Source organism: Halomonas maura, from assembly GCF_030409305.1.
Classification (GTDB): Bacteria; Pseudomonadota; Gammaproteobacteria; order Pseudomonadales; family Halomonadaceae; genus Halomonas; species Halomonas maura.
Window position 1 is genome coordinate 18,704 of record NZ_JAUFPQ010000033.1, and the last position, 18,282, is coordinate 36,985.

The following is an 18,282-nucleotide window of genomic DNA, read 5'->3' on the forward strand; positions in this document are numbered from 1 at the left end:
GGTTCATGCGCATGCTGGCCCTCTACAGCATCAAGGGCGGCGTCGGCAAGACGGCCTCGGCCGTGAACCTGGCGGCCGAGGCTGCGCGGGCCGGGCATCGCGTGCTGCTCTGGGACCTGGACCCCCAGGCGGCCACCAGCTACTACCTGCGCGTCAAGCCGCGCGTCCGTGGTGGGGTGGGCAAGCTGGTCAACGGCAAGGCCTCCTTCGGCAAGGTGATTCGCCACACCGAGCTGGACAACCTGCACCTGCTGCCGGCCGCCCTGGCTTCGCGGGAGATGGACGAACACCTGGCCAACCGCGGCAACAGCCACCTTCGCCAGATCCTCAAGCCCGTTCGCCACGACTACGACCTGGTCATCCTCGATTGCCCGCCCAGCCTGTCTCACCTGTCGGAGAACATCTTCTCCAGCGTGGATGCCTTGCTGGTACCGGCGGTGCCCACGGTGCTGTCGCTGAGAACCCTGGAACAGCTGCAGGGCTTCCTCGATGACCATGATATCGCCTGCACCCTGTGGCCCTTCATGACCCTGGCCGATCGTCGCCGGGCCCTGCACCGCGAGATCATGGCGACCCTGCACGAGCGCTGGCCGCTGATGCTCTCCCAGGTGATCCCTTCCGCCAGCATGGTCGAGCGCATGGGCCTGGAGCGCCGGCCGGTGCGCGACTTCGCCCCTCGCAGCCCCGCTGCCCGGGCCTACACCGCGCTGTGGCTCGAGCTCGCCCAGCGATTGTGCTGACGGCTCAGCCCGCCTCGCCGCGCATCGCCGCCCCGGCCGCGTCCAGCCGCGCCGACAGCGCGGCCATGTCCGTGGTCCCGTGGCGATCGACGGCGATCGCGTAGTGCGCCAGCAGCCGCTGGCGATTGCCATGGGCCAGGCCCAGGAAGCCGCGCAGGTGACGCGGCGCCGTGGCCCGAGTCGGCTCCCCGCGGGCGGCCCGCCACAGGCGGTCGACACTCTCCTCCCCGGCATGAGCGGCGGCGACCTCGCAAAGCGCCGGCTCGCGGACCAGGTCGTCATGGAGCACGCCGTAGACATCCTGGAAGGCCTTCATGGCCTTCTCGGCGTCCTTGCAGGCCGGCGATACCGCCTTCCATGGCCGCAGCAGGTAGCGGATGCGCTTGCCGGTGATCCGCGGTCGATGCAGCGCCTCGCGGTCCTCCGCCGAGCCAATGGCCCCCACCTCGCGGACCAACCGCGCCTGCAGTCTCGCCAGCTCCCGGGCGCTGGCCTCGCCGAACGTGAGCCCCTGGGTCTTGCGGCCGGCCAGCGACGAGAGGGCACGCCGCAGGCGCGTCTCGAGTGGCGGGAAGTCGTCCGCCAGCGTGCGGTTCGCCGAGGCATAGGCGGCCTCGACCTCTGCCTCGAGCCGGCGCTGCCACCAACTGACGGCGCCACGCTGGTCGGCCGGCAGCGCGTCCCGCTGGCTGTCGAGCCAGGCCAGCATCACCTCGCCATCCCGGGCGGCATTGGTCGCTTTCGCCAGGTCACGCAGCTGACGGCGCAGCGGCTTGGGGATCTTGATCCCCGGATACCCCCGGTAGGCCTTGAGCCAGGAACGCAGACGCCGCAGGGCCACACGAAAATCGTGGAGCCCCTCGGGATCCGCCGGATCGGGGATGCGGGGCAGCGCCACCCGCGCCTCGTCGAGCAATTCCTCGGCGACCCTCGCCACGACCGTCCCCAGCGCCTGACGGTGAAGTGCCTTGGCCATCTCGCCTCCTCCTTCGCTGGTCAGGGTCCGCCGATCATGACAGCGCCCGGATCATCCTGGTACCCCTGTCAGCCTTGGGCGTGATGGGTATGTCGCGGATCCATCATGCCTTCCTTGACCCCGTAGTGAAGCAGCAGGAGATTGACCGGATAGGCCGCGAGCAGCCCGCAGGTCAGCGAGACGATCATCGATGACCAGAAAAGGACCTCTCCCAGACCAGCCCCACCGGCAAGCGTGAGATCAACCCCGATGGCCACGACCTCCATCACGGTGATGCTCGGCGTCTCCGACAGCACGGCATCCCAGACCGCCTTGCCGAACGACTCGCCGCCCTGGACCAGGGGGCCCACGGTCAGCACGAAGCCGGCGATATAGGCGAAGGCGAAGGTGATCGCCGCGGTCCAGAGAGTGCCGAGTGCCAGCACACCGACCGCCAGCAGCAGGCCGATGATCTCGCCCATGCCACAGCCGGAATAGCAGTGGGCCACCGAGCGGAAGGCACGCCGAAAAAGACTATCGGTGGCGATTTCCTTGCGGCCGGTCTGCCAGTAGATCCACAGTCCCAAGGGTCCCGAATACAAAACGGTGAGGCCCCAGACCAGCTTCATCAGGCTCATCAGGTGGGCATTGTTCTTCCTGAGATCCCTGACCAGGATACCCAGGCTGGGAATCGTCAGGCAGGCCCAGGCCACCAGGAACCAAGGACTGGAAATCACGCCGACCAGGAACTCCATGGTCCAACCTCCTTGCGCTTGCGGTTCGTCGCGGCAACCGGCACGGACCGCTGTCATCCGGACACCAGCGCACCCGGCGGGGTGAGAGCTTTCCGCCTGGCCATGGGGACAGTGCCGTGGCGGCCGGGTTCACGCCGACCTGCCGATGGATGTCGCGGACCGTCCCAAAGGGCCGCTTCCCCCGCCTGGCGGCGAGGCTTTCTGGCCGCATAGCGGCCCGGCCCTTACCGGGATACCGCTAGAGCGACAGGCCGCAGGCCACGCCGGAGGCCCAGGCCCACTGGAAATTGTAGCCCCCCAGTTCGCCGGTGACGTCCAGCACCTCGCCGATGAAGCGCAGCTGGGGCAGGCCCTTGACTTCGAAGGTCTTCGACGACAGCGCCCGGGTGTCGACTCCGCCCAGGGTCACCTCGGCGGTGCGCCAGCCCTCGGTGCCGGCGGGCTTGAGGCGCCAGTCGTTGAGCCGGCCGGCCCAGGCCTCGAGCTCGGCGTTGGAGCGCTCGGCCAGCGGGCCATCGCCGCCGTGCCACTCGACCAGGGCCTGGGCCAGACGCCGCGGCAGGCGCTCGCCGAGCCAGGTGGAGACACGCCGCTTGGGAAATTCCCGCCGCGCCGCCACCAGGGCGTCGAAGGCCTCCACCCCCGGCAACAGGTCGATGGCCAGGCGGTCACCGGGCCGCCAGTGGCTGGATATCTGCAGCATGGCCGGGCCAGACAGGCCGCGGTGGGTGAACAGCAGGGGCTCGCGATAGGCGCCCTCCCGGCAGCGCACCGCCACCTCATGACTGAGTCCCGCGAGCGCCTCGGCCCGTGCCTTCCACTGGGAGGTCAGCGTGAAGGGCACCAGGGCGGCGCGGGTCTCGGTGATCGCGAGGCCGAACTGCCGGGCGATGTCATGGCCGAAGCCGGTGGCTCCCATGGTGGGGATCGACAGGCCACCGGTGGCCACCACCACCGCCCCGGCGTCGATGCGCCCGCGCGAGGTCACCAGACGCAGGCCCTCGCCGCAGCGCTCCAGCATCGAGACCGACGTCTTGAGGCTGATCTCGACCCCGGCCCAGTCACACTCGGTGAGTAGGATGGCCAGCAGGTCCTTCGCCGACCCGGCACAGAACAGCTGCCCGGGGGCCTTCTCCACGTGCTCGAGCCCATGACGCTCGACCAGTTCGACGAAATGCTCGGGGCGGTAGCGCTTGAGCGCCGAGATGCAGAAATGCGGGTTATCGGAGAAGAAGTTGGCGGGCGTGGTGGCCAGGTTGGTGAAGTTGCAGCGCCCGCCGCCGGACATCAGGATCTTCTTGCCGGCGCGGTTGGCATGATCGATCACCAGCACCCGCCGGCCGGCATAGCCGGCCGTCAGCGCGCACATCAGTCCCGCCGCGCCCGCGCCGATGACAACCACGTCAAACTGCGAATTCATACGGTTCCTATGTCGTATGGCTGCCTTGCGGCTCCGCCATGGGCCTAGTTTTTCCCCGCTGGGGGTGAGAAGCGCAGCATCCTACCAGAATTAGTCTTGCAATACTTTGTGTGACGGCTACGCTTGTTCCTGTAACAGGTTGTTACCTTATCGTCTCCATATAGCTACAAAGATTCTTTAGTTTATTTAAAAAACAAGCAGTTACCTAGAACAATCAACCCATGAAGAGCCAAGGGCACTAATTAGGAAAACCTGATTATGCAAGATCAATCCGTCCAATTCATATAAATAACTAATAAATAGAAATCTAACTCAACCTGTTCCAGGAAGAGCGCCTGAGAGAAGCTGCGACATCGCGGGTAAGCCCAAGGGGGCCTGAATGAAGGTAAATGACTATCTACTGGTGATTCCGAGAACCCGGTGTGACATTGCCGACCTGGACTACCTGAAGCAGTTGAAGCACCAGGGCTATCAGGTCGAGTGCCTGCCCCCAGGGCAGGATGTCGTCGAGGTCCTCACCTCCAGGCCGCCCTTCGCCGCCTGCTTCCATTACGATTACCCCGACCAGCAAGGGCTCGGTGACCTGCGCAAGGCTAAGCAGGCCGCCAGGTCGGTGCCCCTGCTGATGATCACCCACGCCCACTCGGAGGAGCTTGCCATCTGGGCCTTTCGTGCCCGAGTGTGGGACTACTTCGCCCACCCTCTGGATCTTCAGCGCTTCATGGAGGTGGTCAAGACCCTCCATGACCTGCGACTGGGGAGGACGATCACCGAGATGGCCCTCTCGCCGCTGGAACACAGCAATCGAATGCCCAGGGATGCCCGTCTCCACTATGAGGCACCTTCCACCCAGGAGGCGAAACTGCAGCAGGCGCTGGAGTTCATCGACCATCACCTGGACGGGCGGTTTTCTCAAGCGGATGTCGCCGCAAGCTGCGGACTGAGCGTCTTCCAGCTGAGTCGGCTGTTCAAGCGCAGCACCGGCTGTACCTTCCAGGACTACCTGCTGAAGAGGCGTCTCGAGGAGGCGGTGAGGCTGCTGGCCAATCCCACCGTGACCATCACGGACATCTGCTTTGCCGTGGGCTTTCGCGACCTCTCCTACTTCACGCGTACCTTCCATCGCCAGATGGGACAATCTCCGTCCGCCTATCGCTGCTCCCTCACGGACAAGACGCCTTCCCTGCCGTCCGTAGCACCCTCGAAACCGGACAAGCTCTTCGAGCAGCCGGACCGCTCGGTCAAGTAAGGCGGAATACCTCCATATAGACCGCTCAGGCCTCTCAATCTCGGGACCTTAAAAAGCAAAAAGGGCGCCGGTCATACAAGGCAATGACCAGCGCCAAAGGGGCTCTTTACCTTCAATCAACTTTCCTTCAATCGACCAGCACGGGTATTCGCGACAGGACGCCGAAGTTCTCCCCTCCCGTCTGGCCCTTGGGCTCATGGACATCACAGCTGGGCAGGAAGAAGATGCTCATCTTGCGCCAGTCGGCTGGGTCGCCATCCTGGTTCTCCAGGTCGAAGTGGCCGGTGAAATCATCCCAGCGTTCCTGGCCGCTTGTGCTGGTGTTCTCCCAGTCACCCCGCCATTCGACGTCCTCGGAGTCCGGTGCCAGGCTCATCCGCTCGGGCGCATAGGTATCGATCTGCGCCTCCTGGTTGTTGTCGATCACCCAGACGATATGCACGGTGACCGCGCCGACCAGCTCGTTGGTGGGCGCCACCCCCGACTCGCAGTCGACGACCGGCAGGGTCAGCGTCCAGGTCACCTCCCGGTTGGTAGCCTCCACCCAGCAATCGTAGAAGTCCCCGAAGGCCGACTGCACCTGGCCATTGTTGGTCTCGATGTTCTCGCCATAATTCAGCTGGTCCGGATTACCCTCGCCACAGACCAGGTCCCGCAACTCGTTGGCGTTGGTTGCACCGTTGTCACCATGTTGCAGGTTGGTCCAGCCCCCGGTCTGGTCGCCCTCCGGGATAAAGCGGCCTACGTCGCAGGAGTAACTACCGTCCGCCGGATCGAGGAGCGCCTGCTTGCACAGGGCAATGGGCTGATCCAGGTCCTCGGGCCGAACGGTACCGGCGAACCCGATATAGGCCACCGAGCGGGCCGCTACCTCATAGCCGTCGAAGCCCAGCACCTTGCCGAAGAACGCCTCCACCTGGGTCTGCTGCCGGGCGGTCACGACCTCCACCGCATTGATGAAATTGGGATTGAGGTCCAGTTCCTCGGTCGTCTGCCCGAAGAGATCCACGGGATCCAGGGAAGGATTGGCCGTGAAGCTTCGATCAGCAAAGCTCCAGTGCCCGCGCCGGGCACTGAGGACTTCCGCCGAGGCCTTCTGGCTGTCGTTGGCCTCGGCCGCGTCCGTGGCAATCTGGTTGGCATTCGGATCAACGGCGCTGCCGTCATCCGTATACAACCACCTGGCGCCGGCCAATGCTCCCGCATCGGCGGCATTGTGCAGTTCGTTACGGGCCACGAAGATGTTGCCACCATCCACGGCCAGGGCCGTGAAGGCCAGCAGCATAAAGAGCGCCAGGGTCACCAGCACCATGGAAACCCCCGTTTGTCGCCGACACGATCCTCGACGCCGCGACCCGGGTTTCTTGACCTTTGTATTCATCATTCCGCCCTCATCACCGTGGTCGTGGATAGGGCAAAAGTCTCGCCCAAGGTGCCGACGAAGCTCGGCAACAGCAGGAACTGATAGGGGTAATCGATGATCACGCTCAGATCGTCGCCGGCATCGAAGGCGCCGCTGGCATCCCTGTCGAAGCGCTCAATCGTGATATCCATCTCGGCAGGCCCCCCCAATGAAATCAGGTACTGGTCGGCATAATCCCGAATGGCCTGCTCGATGGCGGCATCCTCCGCCACCAGATCCCGGCTGGCCGGCCGATACAGGATCCCCGTTCTCGCCCCTTCCCGACTGGCATTGGTAAGGGTCGCCTTGTCGAAGAGGGCGACACTGAACTCGATGATGCCGAACAGGAGCAGGAACAGCAGGGTGGCCGAGATGGCAAACTCCACGGTTTCCGAGCCCCGCTGTCGGCGCAATGATCCTGGCATGGTCATGATCAATACCCCTCTTGTCAGTGACTAGTTCGTCGCTGGGGACACGTTACGCCGCATCAACTGGTTCAGGCTCTCGACGTTCTCTCCGGCGGTGGCATAGTAGGCAGGCGACAGTCGCATGGCCTCCTCGAAGAAGCCCATGGCCTGGTCGAAACGCCCTTCCAGCATCGAGATATAGCCGATGTCGTTGTAGGCCTCGGCGCGATCACCATGGCGTGCCACGGCCTCGATGGCTGTGTCGTAGTCACCCTGCCTGGCATAGACCAGTCCCAGATTACGCCAGGCAAGTTCGTAACGCGGATTGACGTTCACGGCCTGTCGAAGCTGCAGCCTTGCCGCGTCCAGGTCGCCGACGAGATAGTAGGAATAACCGAGATTATTGAGAACTCGCGGAATCCTGGGGTTGGCCTGCAGGGCCTTCTCGTAGTGGCGTCTTGCCTGTTCATGCTGACCACGGATGTCGGCGATCACGCCCAGGGCATTGTCGGCCTGCCAGGGGGCATTGGAGCGAGCTGCGATGGGCGTCAGGTAGTGCTCGGCCTGCTCGAAATCGCGCTGCTCCAGCATCAGGACCCCCATGGCGGTGCCGGCTCCCGCATGACGTGAATCGACGTCCAGGGCCCAGCGATAGGCCTTCTCGGCCAGGTCGGTGTTCCCTCGACCATGGTGGATGACGCCCACCCGATAGAGGGGGTCGGCTTGGGGGCGATCCTCCATCTGCAGGCCACGCAGATACTCGAAGAGCGCCCGGTCGGCGTCGCCGCTCCGCAGGGCCGCATCACCATTGCGATAGGCCTCCTCGGGTGAGCCCACCGGGAAGGCCGTGCTGTAGGCCACCGACGAGTTGCCATCACTCAGGGCCCCATAGGGGTCCCCACCGCCCTGTGGCCCCGACTGGGTAGCACAGCCTCCCAGGGTGAGAAGAAGCAGGAGACCGGCTACGGGAAAACGATACTTATGGTTCATATGGTTCATGGATCTGACTCCCTTGCGAAGAAGTGTCCTGCTCATTGACCTGCCGCCGACAACGCTCTCATGGCCCCCAGCAGCGGCGGCCCCAGGGCCACGACGAAGAAGCTGGGAAAGATGCAGAAGATCAGGGGAAAGAGCATCTTGGTGCTGACCTTGGCCGCCTTCTCCTCGGCTTCCTGGGTGCGCTTGTCGCGCAACTCCTCCGCGTAGAGTCGAAGAGTCTCGGCGATGCTGGTACCGAAGCGCATGCTCTGGAGCAGGGTAGTCACCAGGCCACGGATGTCCTCCACCCCGGTGCGCTCCTCCAGGTCCCGCAGTGCCGACTTGTTGTCCATGCCGGCGCGGGTCTGCATGCCGAAGAGGTGAAGCTCATCGGCCAGCTCGGGGTGACTCACCTCCAGGTCCCTGGCGACCCGCTGGATCGCCGCGACCAGTCCCAGCCCCGCTTCGCTGCAGACCACAAGCAGATCCAGGGCATCGGGCAGACCGCGACGCAGCAGCGTCGTACGGCGCTTGATGGCCCGCTCGAGCCAGAAGCGTGGCAGCAGATAACCGGTGATGGCCAGGCAAGCCACCAAGGAGATGCCAAGCACCGGCGGGATCCTCAGCAGCGGGAATGCCAGCAACATCAGGGTGGCAGGCAGGACGGCCAGCATCAGCCTCACGCCATGGAACACGCTGGCCGCCGAGGGAGATCGCTTGCCGGCATGGCTCAATTCCCGGGCGAGACGACTGCGGGTTTCCGCCTTGTCCGGCGCCAGACGCTCCCCCAGTGGCCCAAGCCACTGGTCCATCCCGGCCGTACCGGTCCCTGACGTGGCACCAGCGGCGTTAACCTCGAGATGCCGCAGTCGCTGGCGCACGGGATCGAACATTCCCTTCACCACCAGCATCAAGGCAAGCAACAGGGTGAAGATAGCAAGACCCATCAGCGCCGCGACCCCTAACTGGACGAGTTGCGGATCCTGTAGAACCCCATCCAGCGCTTGCATCAACCTTCCGATAGTTTCCATGTCGAAACTCCTCTAGACGTCGATCCGGATGATCTTGCGCAGCCAGAGTATCCCGATGACGATCATCACGAAGGCGGCCACCACGAGTTGCCGCCCTATCGGATCCTGAGTCAGCATGGGGATAAAGCTGGGTGCTGCCAGCGACAGGATGCCGGCCAGCGCGAAGGGCAGAAGGGAGAGAATCCAGGCCGCCATGCGGCCCGGCGCGGAAAGGGTCTTGACCTTGCGATGGAAGCGGAAACGGTCGCGTACCACCGTGGCCAATCCATCCAGGAGTTCCGCCAGGTTGCCGCCGGTCTCCTTCTGGATCAGCACCGAGGTCACGAAGACCATTACAGTCACACTCTGGACCCGCTGCAGCAGGCCAAGCAGGGCGTTTCTCACGTCTCCGCCGTAGTTGATCTCCATGAAGGTGGTGCGAAACTCTCCGGCGATGGGCTCGGCGAGCTCCTCCGACACCAGGTGCATGGCATCGATGAAGGGATGCCCGGCCCGCAGCGCACGCGACATGATGATCAGCGCATCGGGGAGCTGCTCCTCGATGCGGGCCACTCGCCGCGCCCGCTCCCTGACCAGTTTCAGGAAGGGCAGCGAGGCCAGCAGAGTCCCTATCGGCAGCCCCAGCCAGGGCAGCGGCAGCAGGTAGGCCGCCAGCCCTCCCAACAGGCCGCCAAGCGCCAGGCTTGCGAGCACCACCCGGTAGGCCGGCGTCTCACGCCCAGCCTGCTCGAGCAGCCGCTCGACGCGCTCCATGCCGGGCAATGACTCCAGCATTCTTTCCACGGCCGACAGCTCGCGCAGGTACTTCTTGCGTACCAGCGAGACCTGCTCATGGCGCTGACTCTCGGCCGAGATCGTACGCATGCGCTTCCTGAGGCGCTTCTGGACCTGGCGATTCTCGCCGAAGGCGGGGACCAGGAAACTCTGCATCAACAGGAAGACGGCGATGAACACCATGCCGATGACGATCGCCCGGTCGGAAAGCGCGATATCCAGTCCCATCAGTTCCATGGCCGCTGCCCTCCCCCCTGGAATACCTCGAGCCCGGGATCGAGGCCGCGGCGCTTGAGGTGATCGTAGAAGCCGGGGACGACCCCGGTCGCGACATAGCGGCCAATGACCCGTCCTTCCTCGTTGACCCCCTCGCGCTCGAAGCGGAAGATCTCGGACATGGTGATGATCTCGCCCTCCTGGCCGTTGACCTCCTGGACGCTCACCAGGCGGCGTACGCCATCCTCCTGGCGCTCGACCTGCACCACCACGTCGATGGCCGAGGCGATCTGGGCCCGCAGCGCCTGGGGCGGAATCTGGTAGCCACTCATGGCCACCATGTTCTCGACCCGCGTCAGGGCATCACGCGGGGTATTGGCATGGATTGTGGTCAGGGAGCCATCGTGGCCGGTGTTCATGGCCTGTAACATGTCGAAGGCTTCACCGCCGCGCACTTCGCCGACGATGATGCGATCGGGTCGCATGCGCAGGCTGTTACGCACCAGGTCGCGCTGGGACACCTCCCCCTTGCCCTCGATATTGGGGGGGCGGGTCTCCAGGCGTCCGACATGAGGTTGCTGCAGCTGCAGTTCCGCCGAGTCCTCGATGGTGACGATGCGCTCGTTGTGAGGGATGAAGCCTGACAGCACGTTGAGCAGGGTCGTCTTGCCCGCCCCGGTGCCGCCCGACACCAGCACGTTGAGCCGCGCCTTGACGACCTTCTCCAGCAGCTGGGCAGTGACTGCCGAAAGGCTGCCGTACTCGACCAGGTCCTCGGCGCTCAGGCGATCCACGGCGAAGCGTCGAATCGACAACATGGGACCATCGATGGCCAATGGCGGAATCACCGCATTGACGCGCGAGCCGTCCTTGAGCCGGGCATCCACCATGGGCGAGGACTCGTCGATTCGGCGCCCCACCCCCGAGACGATCCGGTCGATGATGGTCATCAGGTGCTGGTCACTGTCGAAGCGCAGGGCCGTCTGCTCCAGCTTGCCACGCCGTTCCACGTAGATCGGGGTGGTGCCGTTGACCAGGATGTCGGAGACCGTCCTGTCGGCGAGCAGGGTCTCGAGCGGCCCCAGCCCCAGCACCTCGTCCTGCAGTTCGGCGACGATGCGCTGTCGCACCGAGGCATTGAAGGGCAGCGTCTCCCGGCTGATCAGCGACTCGCAGACCTGCTGGACCTGCTGTCGTGCCTCCCGCTCTTCCAGGGTGCTGAGCAGCGTCAGGTCCATCACCTTGACCAGTTGGCGGAAGATTTGCTGCTTGCATTCCTGCTCCGCCAGGGAAAGGCCTCCACCGGCCATGCCTCGCCGTCCCCAGGAGGGTCGCTCGTCGCCATCGCCCGTCATACGGTCACGAAGTTCCATCGGTGATTCTCCTCACGCTTGATCAATGAAGGCCACCCTCAGCCTCGACTCAGTGCGCCCCGCGACGTGGCCACAGCCGCAATGACCACTTGCGCGCAGGGCCACCTGCATCGGGTGCAGGCTCGTCGAGGGCATCGGCCAGCCTGTGGAGCCGACGGGTCAGCGCGGCCTTAGGGGCAAGCTCGATCAACGGGGTTCCCACGTTGATGCCCTGGGTTGCCAGCCGGAAGTCGTTGGGCAGCGTATATAGCATCACCCCGGGCAGGACGTCGGTAATCGCGTCCAGGCTCACGTCGCTGCGCTTGTCGAAGCGGTTGATCACCAGGTGGAGCCGCGACGCCGGCACCCTGAGTTCATGCACCAGGATGTCGCGCAGGCGCTGGGCATCATGCAGATGAGCCACGCTCTGCTGCATCACCAGCAGGATGTGGTCGGCACGCTCCAGTACCGAGGCGGTCGTGCCGCCGATCCAGCGCGGCAGATCGACCACCACGTCGTCATGACCCTGACACAGGACCTGCAGGAGCTGCTCCACCCTGGCCTCGGGTACCTCGCCGAGGCCGATGCGGTCATCGGGGGACGATGCCAACAGTTCCAGGCCGCTGCGATGACGCTGGACATAGGCCTCCAGCGCCAGGCCATCGAGGGACTCGACGACCTCGAGCGCTTTTATCAGGCCGTGCTCGGGACTGAGATTGAAATACATCGGCATCGAACCGAACTGCACGTCCATGTCCAGCAGCAATGTCTTGCCACCACTCACGGCCAGCCGATGGGCGAGGTTGGCCGCCACTAGACTGGCTCCCGATCCCCCCTTGGCATTGATCACCGCGGTCAAGCGGGCCGATTCGCTGGGCGCGCGCTCGCTTCGATCCCGGGACAGCTGCCTGATGAAGCAGGTGATCTCGCCGTCATCCACCGGCGGCGAGAAATAGTCCCTGGCACCCGCACGCATGGCTAGCCGGATCAGCTCGACGTTGTCCCTTGGCCCCACCACCAGCAGGGGGGGGCGCTCCGTCGCCGGTCGCTCGCAGAGCGCCTGGAGTTCCGCCTCCCACCTTTCGCCCACCAGCAGGATCAAGGCGTCTGGTGAGGTGTCCTTGCCGCCCTGGGAAGTCTGAAGTGGATCGACGTTGCCGTTGACCATCAGCCGTGAACGGACATGGATGTCGCCGTGGCTGTGGAGCAGTGTCTCCAGGGCTTCCAAGTCCTCCCTGACCCGTCCTGCCAACAGTATGTCCAGCCTTGTGTACATGCTTCCCCCTTGCCTCTGCGTGTCATCACCGTCTTGTCGAGTCGCCGGCTAGACCTTGATCTCGTGATCTGGACCGCCGGAGCGGCGAACCCCGTCCTTCAGGGCAGCGACACGGAGGTCGTCGTGTTCATTGGCGAATACTGTTGTGCCCCCCCCGCCGGGGTTCGATAGCCCCGAATGGCCTCGGCGGCCTTGGCGCCACCCAGGGAGGGCACGGGGTCGCCGGGTTGATAGGTCTGGATCGCCTTGGTGTGGCGCACACTGTCGCCGAAGGCCGGCAGGTCGGCGCCCGGCCGTGGGGCCATGCAGCCGGCCAGCACCAGGACACTGCTTGCGGCCAACAGCCACCCCATGAGCGAACGACGGGCCGATGATGCGATTGCGATACGAGACATGGCACTTTCTCCCAGCAGGCAGTTCACAGGTCGTGACCGAAGCGGCCCTCGGTGCCGCCCTCGGAGCGGCCGGACATCATTTCGAGCTCGAGGTCGGACGGCGGCCTGCGGCGCTCGCCCTCCACAAGGACGGGCTTGAAGCTGCCCAGCAGATAGAAGTCCGCATCGGTAGGGGGCACGAAGGAGCCGGTGGGCAGGCGCGCCTGCTCAGGCTCGAAGGAGCGTGCCAGCCTTGGGGTGACGAAGATCACCAGCTCGGTCTGTTCCTTGATGAACTCCTGGCTACGGAACAGTGCCCCCAGTACCGGCAGCTCCCCCAGTCCCGGCAGCTTGGAGACGTTCTCCCGCAGACTCTCGTTGAGCATGCCGGCGATGGCGATGGTCTGGCCCGAGGCGAGTTCGAGCGTCGAGCTGGCACTGCGCTGGACCAGGGCCGGGACGAAGAACTGCGAGCTCGACTCGTCTCCCACCCCGATCCTCAGGCTATTGGCCGGCACCAGGTCCGAGACCGAGACATCCACCTGCAGGTTGATGGCCCCGGAATCCAGCACCACGGGAAGGAAGCGCAGCCCCACCCCGAACTCCTTGTAATCGATGGTGACCTGGCCATCCCCCTGGGGCACGGGGATCGGGAACTCCCCGCCGGCGAGGAACTGTGCCTGCTGGCCGGTCAGGGTAGTCAGGTTGGGTTCGGCGAGGATCTTGGCGATGCCCTCACGACTGGCCGCATCCAGCACCAGGTTGAGCAGGTAGTCGCTGCGCTGGTAGCTGGCGAAGATGCCGGTATCCTCGATGCTGGCGGTCGCCGGCGAGAACTCGGAGACTACCGGTCCGACGGGTGTGCCACCGCCGAACACCGGCAGTCGGCCGCCGAGGCCGTCCGCACCCTCGAAGACGGCATCCGGGAAGCTGGCGCCGCCGCTGACCGCACCGACACGCAGCGCAGAGGACCCCACATTGAAGACGTTGAAGTTGGCCTCCAGGCGCTTGACCAGCGAGCGCGAGACCTCGGCCACCCGCACATCGAGCATCACCTGGTTGGCGCCCCCCACCTGCATCAGGTTGAGCACGCCATCCTCGCTACCGGCATAGCGCGATGCCAGGCGCATCGCCGTCTCCAGCCGCTCGGCGCTCGAGACCTCGCCACTCAGCACGATGGTGTCCTGGGCCGAGCGCACCTGGATGTTCTCGCCGGGCAGCAGGGCATGAAAGTTGCTCTTGAGGGTGCCGAGGTCGTGGGTCACGGTCACGTTCAACGCCCCCTCGACCCCCTCCTGCCGGTCCCACAGCACGACATTGGTCGTGCCCGTCGACTTGCCCAGCACGTAGAGCTGGCGGGAGCCCATCACCACGATGTCGGCCACCTCGGGATTGCCCACCGAGACCACCCGTACCGGCCTCGGGAAGGCCAGCACCTGTGCCTTGTTGAGCTCGACTGCCACGGATTCCGCTCGCCCTTCCAGGGGAATCGCCATACGGCGAGTCCCCTCCCGAGTCGACGCCTCCTGGGCAAGCAGACTCGTTGCACTTCCCACCATCAGCAGGCTTAGCCCTGCCACCATCAACCACTTGAGTGCAATGTTTTGCCTTGTCATGACACTTCTCCCCTGCGCCCCTTGCTAATAAGGACCTCTCATTTTGAAAGTAGCCCTTTTGTATTAGTGATAGGCGATCTCTAGTTCTTGACGCTCACCGTACTCATCTGGGTGCCCCGCAGGACACTGACCTGGTGCTGAATGGGTGCCCGGCGCGCGACCGGACGCGGCGCCGGTTCCGGCTTCTCCACCGGCTCGGGAAGATTGAGCACCGAGCGCTGCGCCGCCATCAGGTCCGAGATGTCGTCCTCCTTGTCCATGGGATTGCGCAGGGTCAGCTGCACCTTGCCTTCCTGGGTGGCCTCGACCAGGGTCTCGGCCTCGTCGGGCGTCACCTCCAGGGTCACGGCCCGCACGATCACCGGGTCGTCGCGGTCCTGGGAGGCGATCTGATCCACCGCCAGCACCTTGAGGTTTTGCAGCACGGTCTTCGATACCACGTTGGAACGGCTACCGCCGTTGCGCTGGGTGGCGACCACATCCACCCGGTTGCCAGGCAGCAGGAAGCCGGCCACCCCGACCACGTCGTCGACGCGCACGCTCATCGCGCGCTTGCCTTGCTCGAGCACCGCCGCGAGTGCGCTGCCCTCCATGTGCTCGACGACCCGCCCCTCGTGGAGGATCTCCCCGGCGTAGAGCACCTGGGTATTGACACGCCCCACCACGCTCTCGATATCCGAGAAGCTACCCTCGGGCACCGATTCGGGCGGCATGGGCATCAACTTGAGGTCGGAGGCCTGCACCCGCGAGCCGAAGGGAATCTCCACGGTTGCCACCACGACCTGGCTAACCTTGGCCACGTCATCCCCATCTCCACCTTGTTGTTGCATCCAGTTCATGGCGACCAGGGCCGCACCGGCGGCCATGACCAGCGACGCCAGGAACATGGCGACGATACCTTTGCGTTTCATGAGACTCTCCTCCCGTTGCTGGAGGCTTCATCGTCGACAAAGTCTCCGAAATAGGTGCGCCACGCCCAGGACAGGGTGTCGCGATCCAACGCCTCGCCGCCCCAGTACTCGAGACGATCCCTGGCCAGGCCGAGAAGGTCGCGGGGATGACAGGCCAGCAGCGGCACCCCACGACGGACATGCAGCTCATCGATCACGAAGTCGGCCAACTCAGGTGCATAGGCCAGGTCGAGGTCTCGGCACTGCTGTTGCCAGATCGACCGGTAAGCTTGGCGCTCCAGGGGTGCAAAACGAATCTTGTAGCCGATGCGACGCAGGAAGGCGGCATCGGCCAGGGCCAGCGGGTCGAGGTTGGTGGAGAAAACCAGGGCCACATCGAACGGCACGCTGAAATGGTGGCCGTTGCTCAGCGACAGGAAGTCGCGGCGCTCCTCCAGCGGCACAATCCAGCGATTGAAGAGCTCGGTCGTGGTCATCCGCTGGCGGCCCAGGTCATCGATCACCAGCATGCCGTTGTTGGCAAGCAACTGGACCGGCGCCTGGTGGATGCGGGTCGCCGCATCGTACTGCACCTCGAGTCGCCCCATGGTCAACTCACCACCGGTGACCACACAAGGACGCAGGCAGCGCACGTAGCGGGGATCGTGGCCCTCCCCCAGATAGAGAGAGGACACCTCGCCCCGGTCATCCGCCACCGAACTGTGGACCGCCGCATCGAAGCAGCGAACGGCCTTGCCGCCGACAAGGATGGCATGGGGTATCAGCACCTCTCCGGGCAGGAGCCGCATCAGACGCCGGGCGATATAGCTCTTGCCGGTGCCCGCCTCACCATGGATGAACATGGCCCGCCCCGAATGCAGCCCGGGACCGAGCTGGTCGAGCAATGCCGGATCGATGACGGTATCGTCGAAGGCCTCTATCACCGTGTCGCGATCCAGTCCCACCTTGCTCAGCGCCTGGGCCTTCACATGGCGGCAGTAGTCGTCTAGAGGGACGGGCGCCATGCCCGAATAGCCATCCCGACTCAAGGCCTCCAGGGCCGCGACACGCCCCCGGTCGGTCAGGCCGATCACCAGGGCGCCGGAACGCGCCTGGCCACGCACCTCGGCACGCGCATCCTGGCGCAGGAAGTGGCAGATCTCCTCCACCACGCTGCCGCTCAGGGCGCTGCCGCGGCTCAGCTCATGGAGATCCTGCGCCCCCCGCTCGACGAGCTGCTTGGAGAGCAGGTCGGCCAGATAGAGCAATGGCAGCCCTGTCTCCGCCACGCTGGAGGGCCGAGGGGCCGATGCTGCCGGGGCCGTCTGATGGTGAGCGGGTGACACGATGTCCGACTGCATGGTTCGACTCCTGTAATCCACGTCTCTAGGGAAAGACTCGCCTGGCGATGGGCACGCCGCCTAGTGCACCCATTGCCAGCCAAGCCAGGCCGATGTGCCGAGGAAAATGGCAATGCCGAAGGGGAAACGCTGCCCCATCGCTTCGCCATCACGCGGAGCGATATAGATGGGTCGACCGGTAGTTACGAGCGTCCTGGCCATCAGTCCATAGCGTTGCCAGGGAGAGGCCGAACGCGCAGATAAGCAAGCGATGCATAGAGCCACCAGGCCGCCCGCCAGCAGGCTAAAACAACCGACCGCCAACGCCGAGACAGGCCCAACGAAACTACCAACAGCCCCCATAAGCTTGACGTCGCCCGCCCCGGTAAAGCCCAACAGGTAGCCGGGCATCAGGATCGCCATGCCCGCCAGCAGCCCGAGAAAGGCCGCCGGGACACCGCCGGGGCCCTGCGCCAGAAATTGGCAGAGGATTCCCAGGGCGGCTCCGACCACAACAAAGCGGTTAGGTATGCGTCGCTGACGGATATCCCAGATCATCGCCACCCCGACCAGCAGCAACAGGGCAGACATTAGCCATGGAGATTCCAACGGCATGATTATTACCCCGACATCGAGAGCAATAGGGGCGCCGGTGGACCGGCGCCAAAAACATCACAAAAGTGACTACTGATATTTCGAGACTTAACCACCAGTACCAGTGTCACCAGTACCAGCAGCAGCGCCAACATTGTCGGCAGCTACTCCCGTCTGTTCACTCAGATAACCGAGCGCCGTACTGACATGCCCCCCGATGGTGACAAAGAGAGCGGCCCCCACGGCCACTATCAGGCCCCCGACCAGGGCCCACTCCACCACCTCTGTACCTTCCTCGTCCTTCCAGAAGCGCTCGATACCCTTCATCAACTTGCTCATGATCAAATCTCCTGTTGTGTCTGATCAGACTCGTCATGCTGTTGTCGACTCGGCATCGCCTACCGCCGGTCCACGGTCTTGAGCATCGCGGTTACAATCCAGTTACGCTTGGAGGATCTTGCAGGGGGTATAGGATTATCTTGCAGCCAGGGATGACATCTCCGGCTGGGCCTGGGGCAGACGGGTGGTAGACTGGCCTGCAACCAAGCCGGCAAGCCTGAGTCCAAGGGCTCGCTGGCAGGGAATGGCCGGGCGGGACGCCCGGTCTCTCATCGATACGCTGGACCTTGCGAGATCACATGACCTCGAGATCGACCCGGCTTCCCGCCCGCTGGCGGCAGGGTCTGACGCTGTTGCTCCTGGTTCTGACCTACGCCCTGCCGCTAGCCGCCCAAGAGCGCACCGCCGGATCGGCACGCGATTCGCCCCGGTCAGCCGCAGCGTGCCAGACCGTGCCCTGCTGGCTAATCCGCAGGAGCGACTGCGGCCTGGCATGCCGATGAGGTGGCCCTAGCTGTGTAAATCCACCAGGTTGTTCATCGAAATCCCTAGCCGGCTGACCGGAGGCCGATAA

The 18,282-nt window shown here is 64.6% G+C and carries 18 protein-coding genes; 2 read left to right on the forward strand and 16 right to left on the reverse strand.

Annotation, left to right across the window (positions count from 1 at the left end; all coding sequences use genetic code 11):
* Nucleotides 1-5 precede the first annotated feature (5 nt).
* Nucleotides 6-740 (forward strand): ParA family protein, encoded by a 735-nt coding sequence (locus QWY76_RS19930; RefSeq protein ID WP_290313319.1) that lies wholly within the window; start codon nucleotides 6-8, stop codon nucleotides 738-740.
* A gap of 4 nt (nucleotides 741-744) precedes the next feature.
* Here QWY76_RS19930 and QWY76_RS19935 read toward each other — a convergent pair whose 3' ends face one another.
* The 3 genes from QWY76_RS19935 to QWY76_RS19945 all read right to left on the reverse strand — a co-directional run bounded on the left by QWY76_RS19935 (nucleotide 745) and on the right by QWY76_RS19945 (nucleotide 3,870).
* Complete coding sequence (locus tag QWY76_RS19935; RefSeq protein ID WP_290313320.1) at nucleotides 745-1,716, reverse strand: CHAD domain-containing protein; 972 nt, start codon at nucleotides 1,714-1,716, stop codon at nucleotides 745-747.
* A gap of 68 nt (nucleotides 1,717-1,784) precedes the next feature.
* A complete protein-coding gene (locus tag QWY76_RS19940; RefSeq protein WP_290313321.1) occupies nucleotides 1,785-2,450 on the reverse strand; it encodes a DUF4396 domain-containing protein in 666 nt (221 codons plus the stop codon).
* 238 nt (nucleotides 2,451-2,688) lie between these two features.
* On the reverse strand, nucleotides 2,689-3,870 hold the full coding sequence (locus QWY76_RS19945; RefSeq protein WP_290313323.1) for a BaiN/RdsA family NAD(P)/FAD-dependent oxidoreductase: 1,182 nt from the start codon (nucleotides 3,868-3,870) through the stop codon (nucleotides 2,689-2,691).
* Between the two features lie 379 nt (nucleotides 3,871-4,249).
* Here QWY76_RS19945 and QWY76_RS19950 point away from each other — a divergent pair, with 379 nt between their 5' ends.
* Nucleotides 4,250-5,119 carry a helix-turn-helix domain-containing protein gene (locus QWY76_RS19950; RefSeq protein WP_290313324.1) on the forward strand — a complete coding sequence of 290 codons (870 nt, stop codon included), beginning with the start codon at nucleotides 4,250-4,252 and terminating at the stop codon, nucleotides 5,117-5,119.
* A gap of 127 nt (nucleotides 5,120-5,246) precedes the next feature.
* On the opposite strand, the gene QWY76_RS19955 is transcribed toward QWY76_RS19950, so the two are convergent.
* The 13 genes from QWY76_RS19955 to QWY76_RS20015 form a co-directional block, all read right to left on the reverse strand.
* Nucleotides 5,247-6,431 (reverse strand): pilus assembly protein TadG-related protein, encoded by a 1,185-nt coding sequence (locus QWY76_RS19955; RefSeq protein ID WP_290313325.1) that lies wholly within the window; start codon nucleotides 6,429-6,431, stop codon nucleotides 5,247-5,249.
* Between the two features lie 68 nt (nucleotides 6,432-6,499).
* Nucleotides 6,500-6,952, reverse strand: a complete 453-nt coding sequence (locus QWY76_RS19960) for a TadE/TadG family type IV pilus assembly protein (protein WP_290313326.1) — start codon at nucleotides 6,950-6,952, stop codon at nucleotides 6,500-6,502.
* Nucleotides 6,953-6,976: 24 nt separating this feature from the next.
* Nucleotides 6,977-7,789 carry a tetratricopeptide repeat protein gene (locus tag QWY76_RS19965; protein WP_290313327.1) on the reverse strand — a complete coding sequence of 271 codons (813 nt, stop codon included), beginning with the start codon at nucleotides 7,787-7,789 and terminating at the stop codon, nucleotides 6,977-6,979.
* Nucleotides 7,790-7,959: 170 nt separating this feature from the next.
* Nucleotides 7,960-8,937, reverse strand: a complete 978-nt coding sequence (locus QWY76_RS19970) for a type II secretion system F family protein (RefSeq protein ID WP_290313328.1) — start codon at nucleotides 8,935-8,937, stop codon at nucleotides 7,960-7,962.
* Between the two features lie 12 nt (nucleotides 8,938-8,949).
* On the reverse strand, nucleotides 8,950-9,948 hold the full coding sequence (locus tag QWY76_RS19975; protein ID WP_290313329.1) for a type II secretion system F family protein: 999 nt from the start codon (nucleotides 9,946-9,948) through the stop codon (nucleotides 8,950-8,952).
* Nucleotides 9,939-11,300 (reverse strand): TadA family conjugal transfer-associated ATPase, encoded by a 1,362-nt coding sequence (locus QWY76_RS19980; protein WP_290313330.1) that lies wholly within the window; start codon nucleotides 11,298-11,300, stop codon nucleotides 9,939-9,941. Before QWY76_RS19980 ends, QWY76_RS19975 begins: the two co-directional genes overlap by 10 nt.
* A 49-nt stretch (nucleotides 11,301-11,349) precedes the next feature.
* Nucleotides 11,350-12,555, reverse strand: a complete 1,206-nt coding sequence (locus QWY76_RS19985; protein WP_290313332.1) for a CpaE/TadZ family protein — start codon at nucleotides 12,553-12,555, stop codon at nucleotides 11,350-11,352.
* Nucleotides 12,556-12,653: 98 nt separating this feature from the next.
* Entirely contained in the window at nucleotides 12,654-12,950 is a 297-nt protein-coding gene (locus QWY76_RS19990) for a hypothetical protein (protein WP_290313333.1), read from the reverse strand.
* A gap of 23 nt (nucleotides 12,951-12,973) precedes the next feature.
* Nucleotides 12,974-14,425 (reverse strand): type II and III secretion system protein family protein, encoded by a 1,452-nt coding sequence (locus tag QWY76_RS19995; protein ID WP_290313334.1) that lies wholly within the window; start codon nucleotides 14,423-14,425, stop codon nucleotides 12,974-12,976.
* A 200-nt stretch (nucleotides 14,426-14,625) separates the two neighbouring features.
* Nucleotides 14,626-15,456 carry a Flp pilus assembly protein CpaB gene (gene cpaB, locus QWY76_RS20000; protein ID WP_290313335.1) on the reverse strand — a complete coding sequence of 277 codons (831 nt, stop codon included), beginning with the start codon at nucleotides 15,454-15,456 and terminating at the stop codon, nucleotides 14,626-14,628.
* Complete coding sequence (locus QWY76_RS20005; protein ID WP_290313336.1) at nucleotides 15,453-16,796, reverse strand: DUF8689 domain-containing protein; 1,344 nt, start codon at nucleotides 16,794-16,796, stop codon at nucleotides 15,453-15,455. Before QWY76_RS20005 ends, cpaB begins: the two co-directional genes overlap by 4 nt.
* A 60-nt stretch (nucleotides 16,797-16,856) precedes the next feature.
* A complete protein-coding gene (locus QWY76_RS20010; protein WP_290313337.1) occupies nucleotides 16,857-17,366 on the reverse strand; it encodes an A24 family peptidase in 510 nt (169 codons plus the stop codon).
* Between the two features lie 111 nt (nucleotides 17,367-17,477).
* Nucleotides 17,478-17,708 (reverse strand): Flp family type IVb pilin, encoded by a 231-nt coding sequence (locus QWY76_RS20015; protein WP_290313338.1) that lies wholly within the window; start codon nucleotides 17,706-17,708, stop codon nucleotides 17,478-17,480.
* Nucleotides 17,709-18,282: the final 574 nt, after the last annotated feature.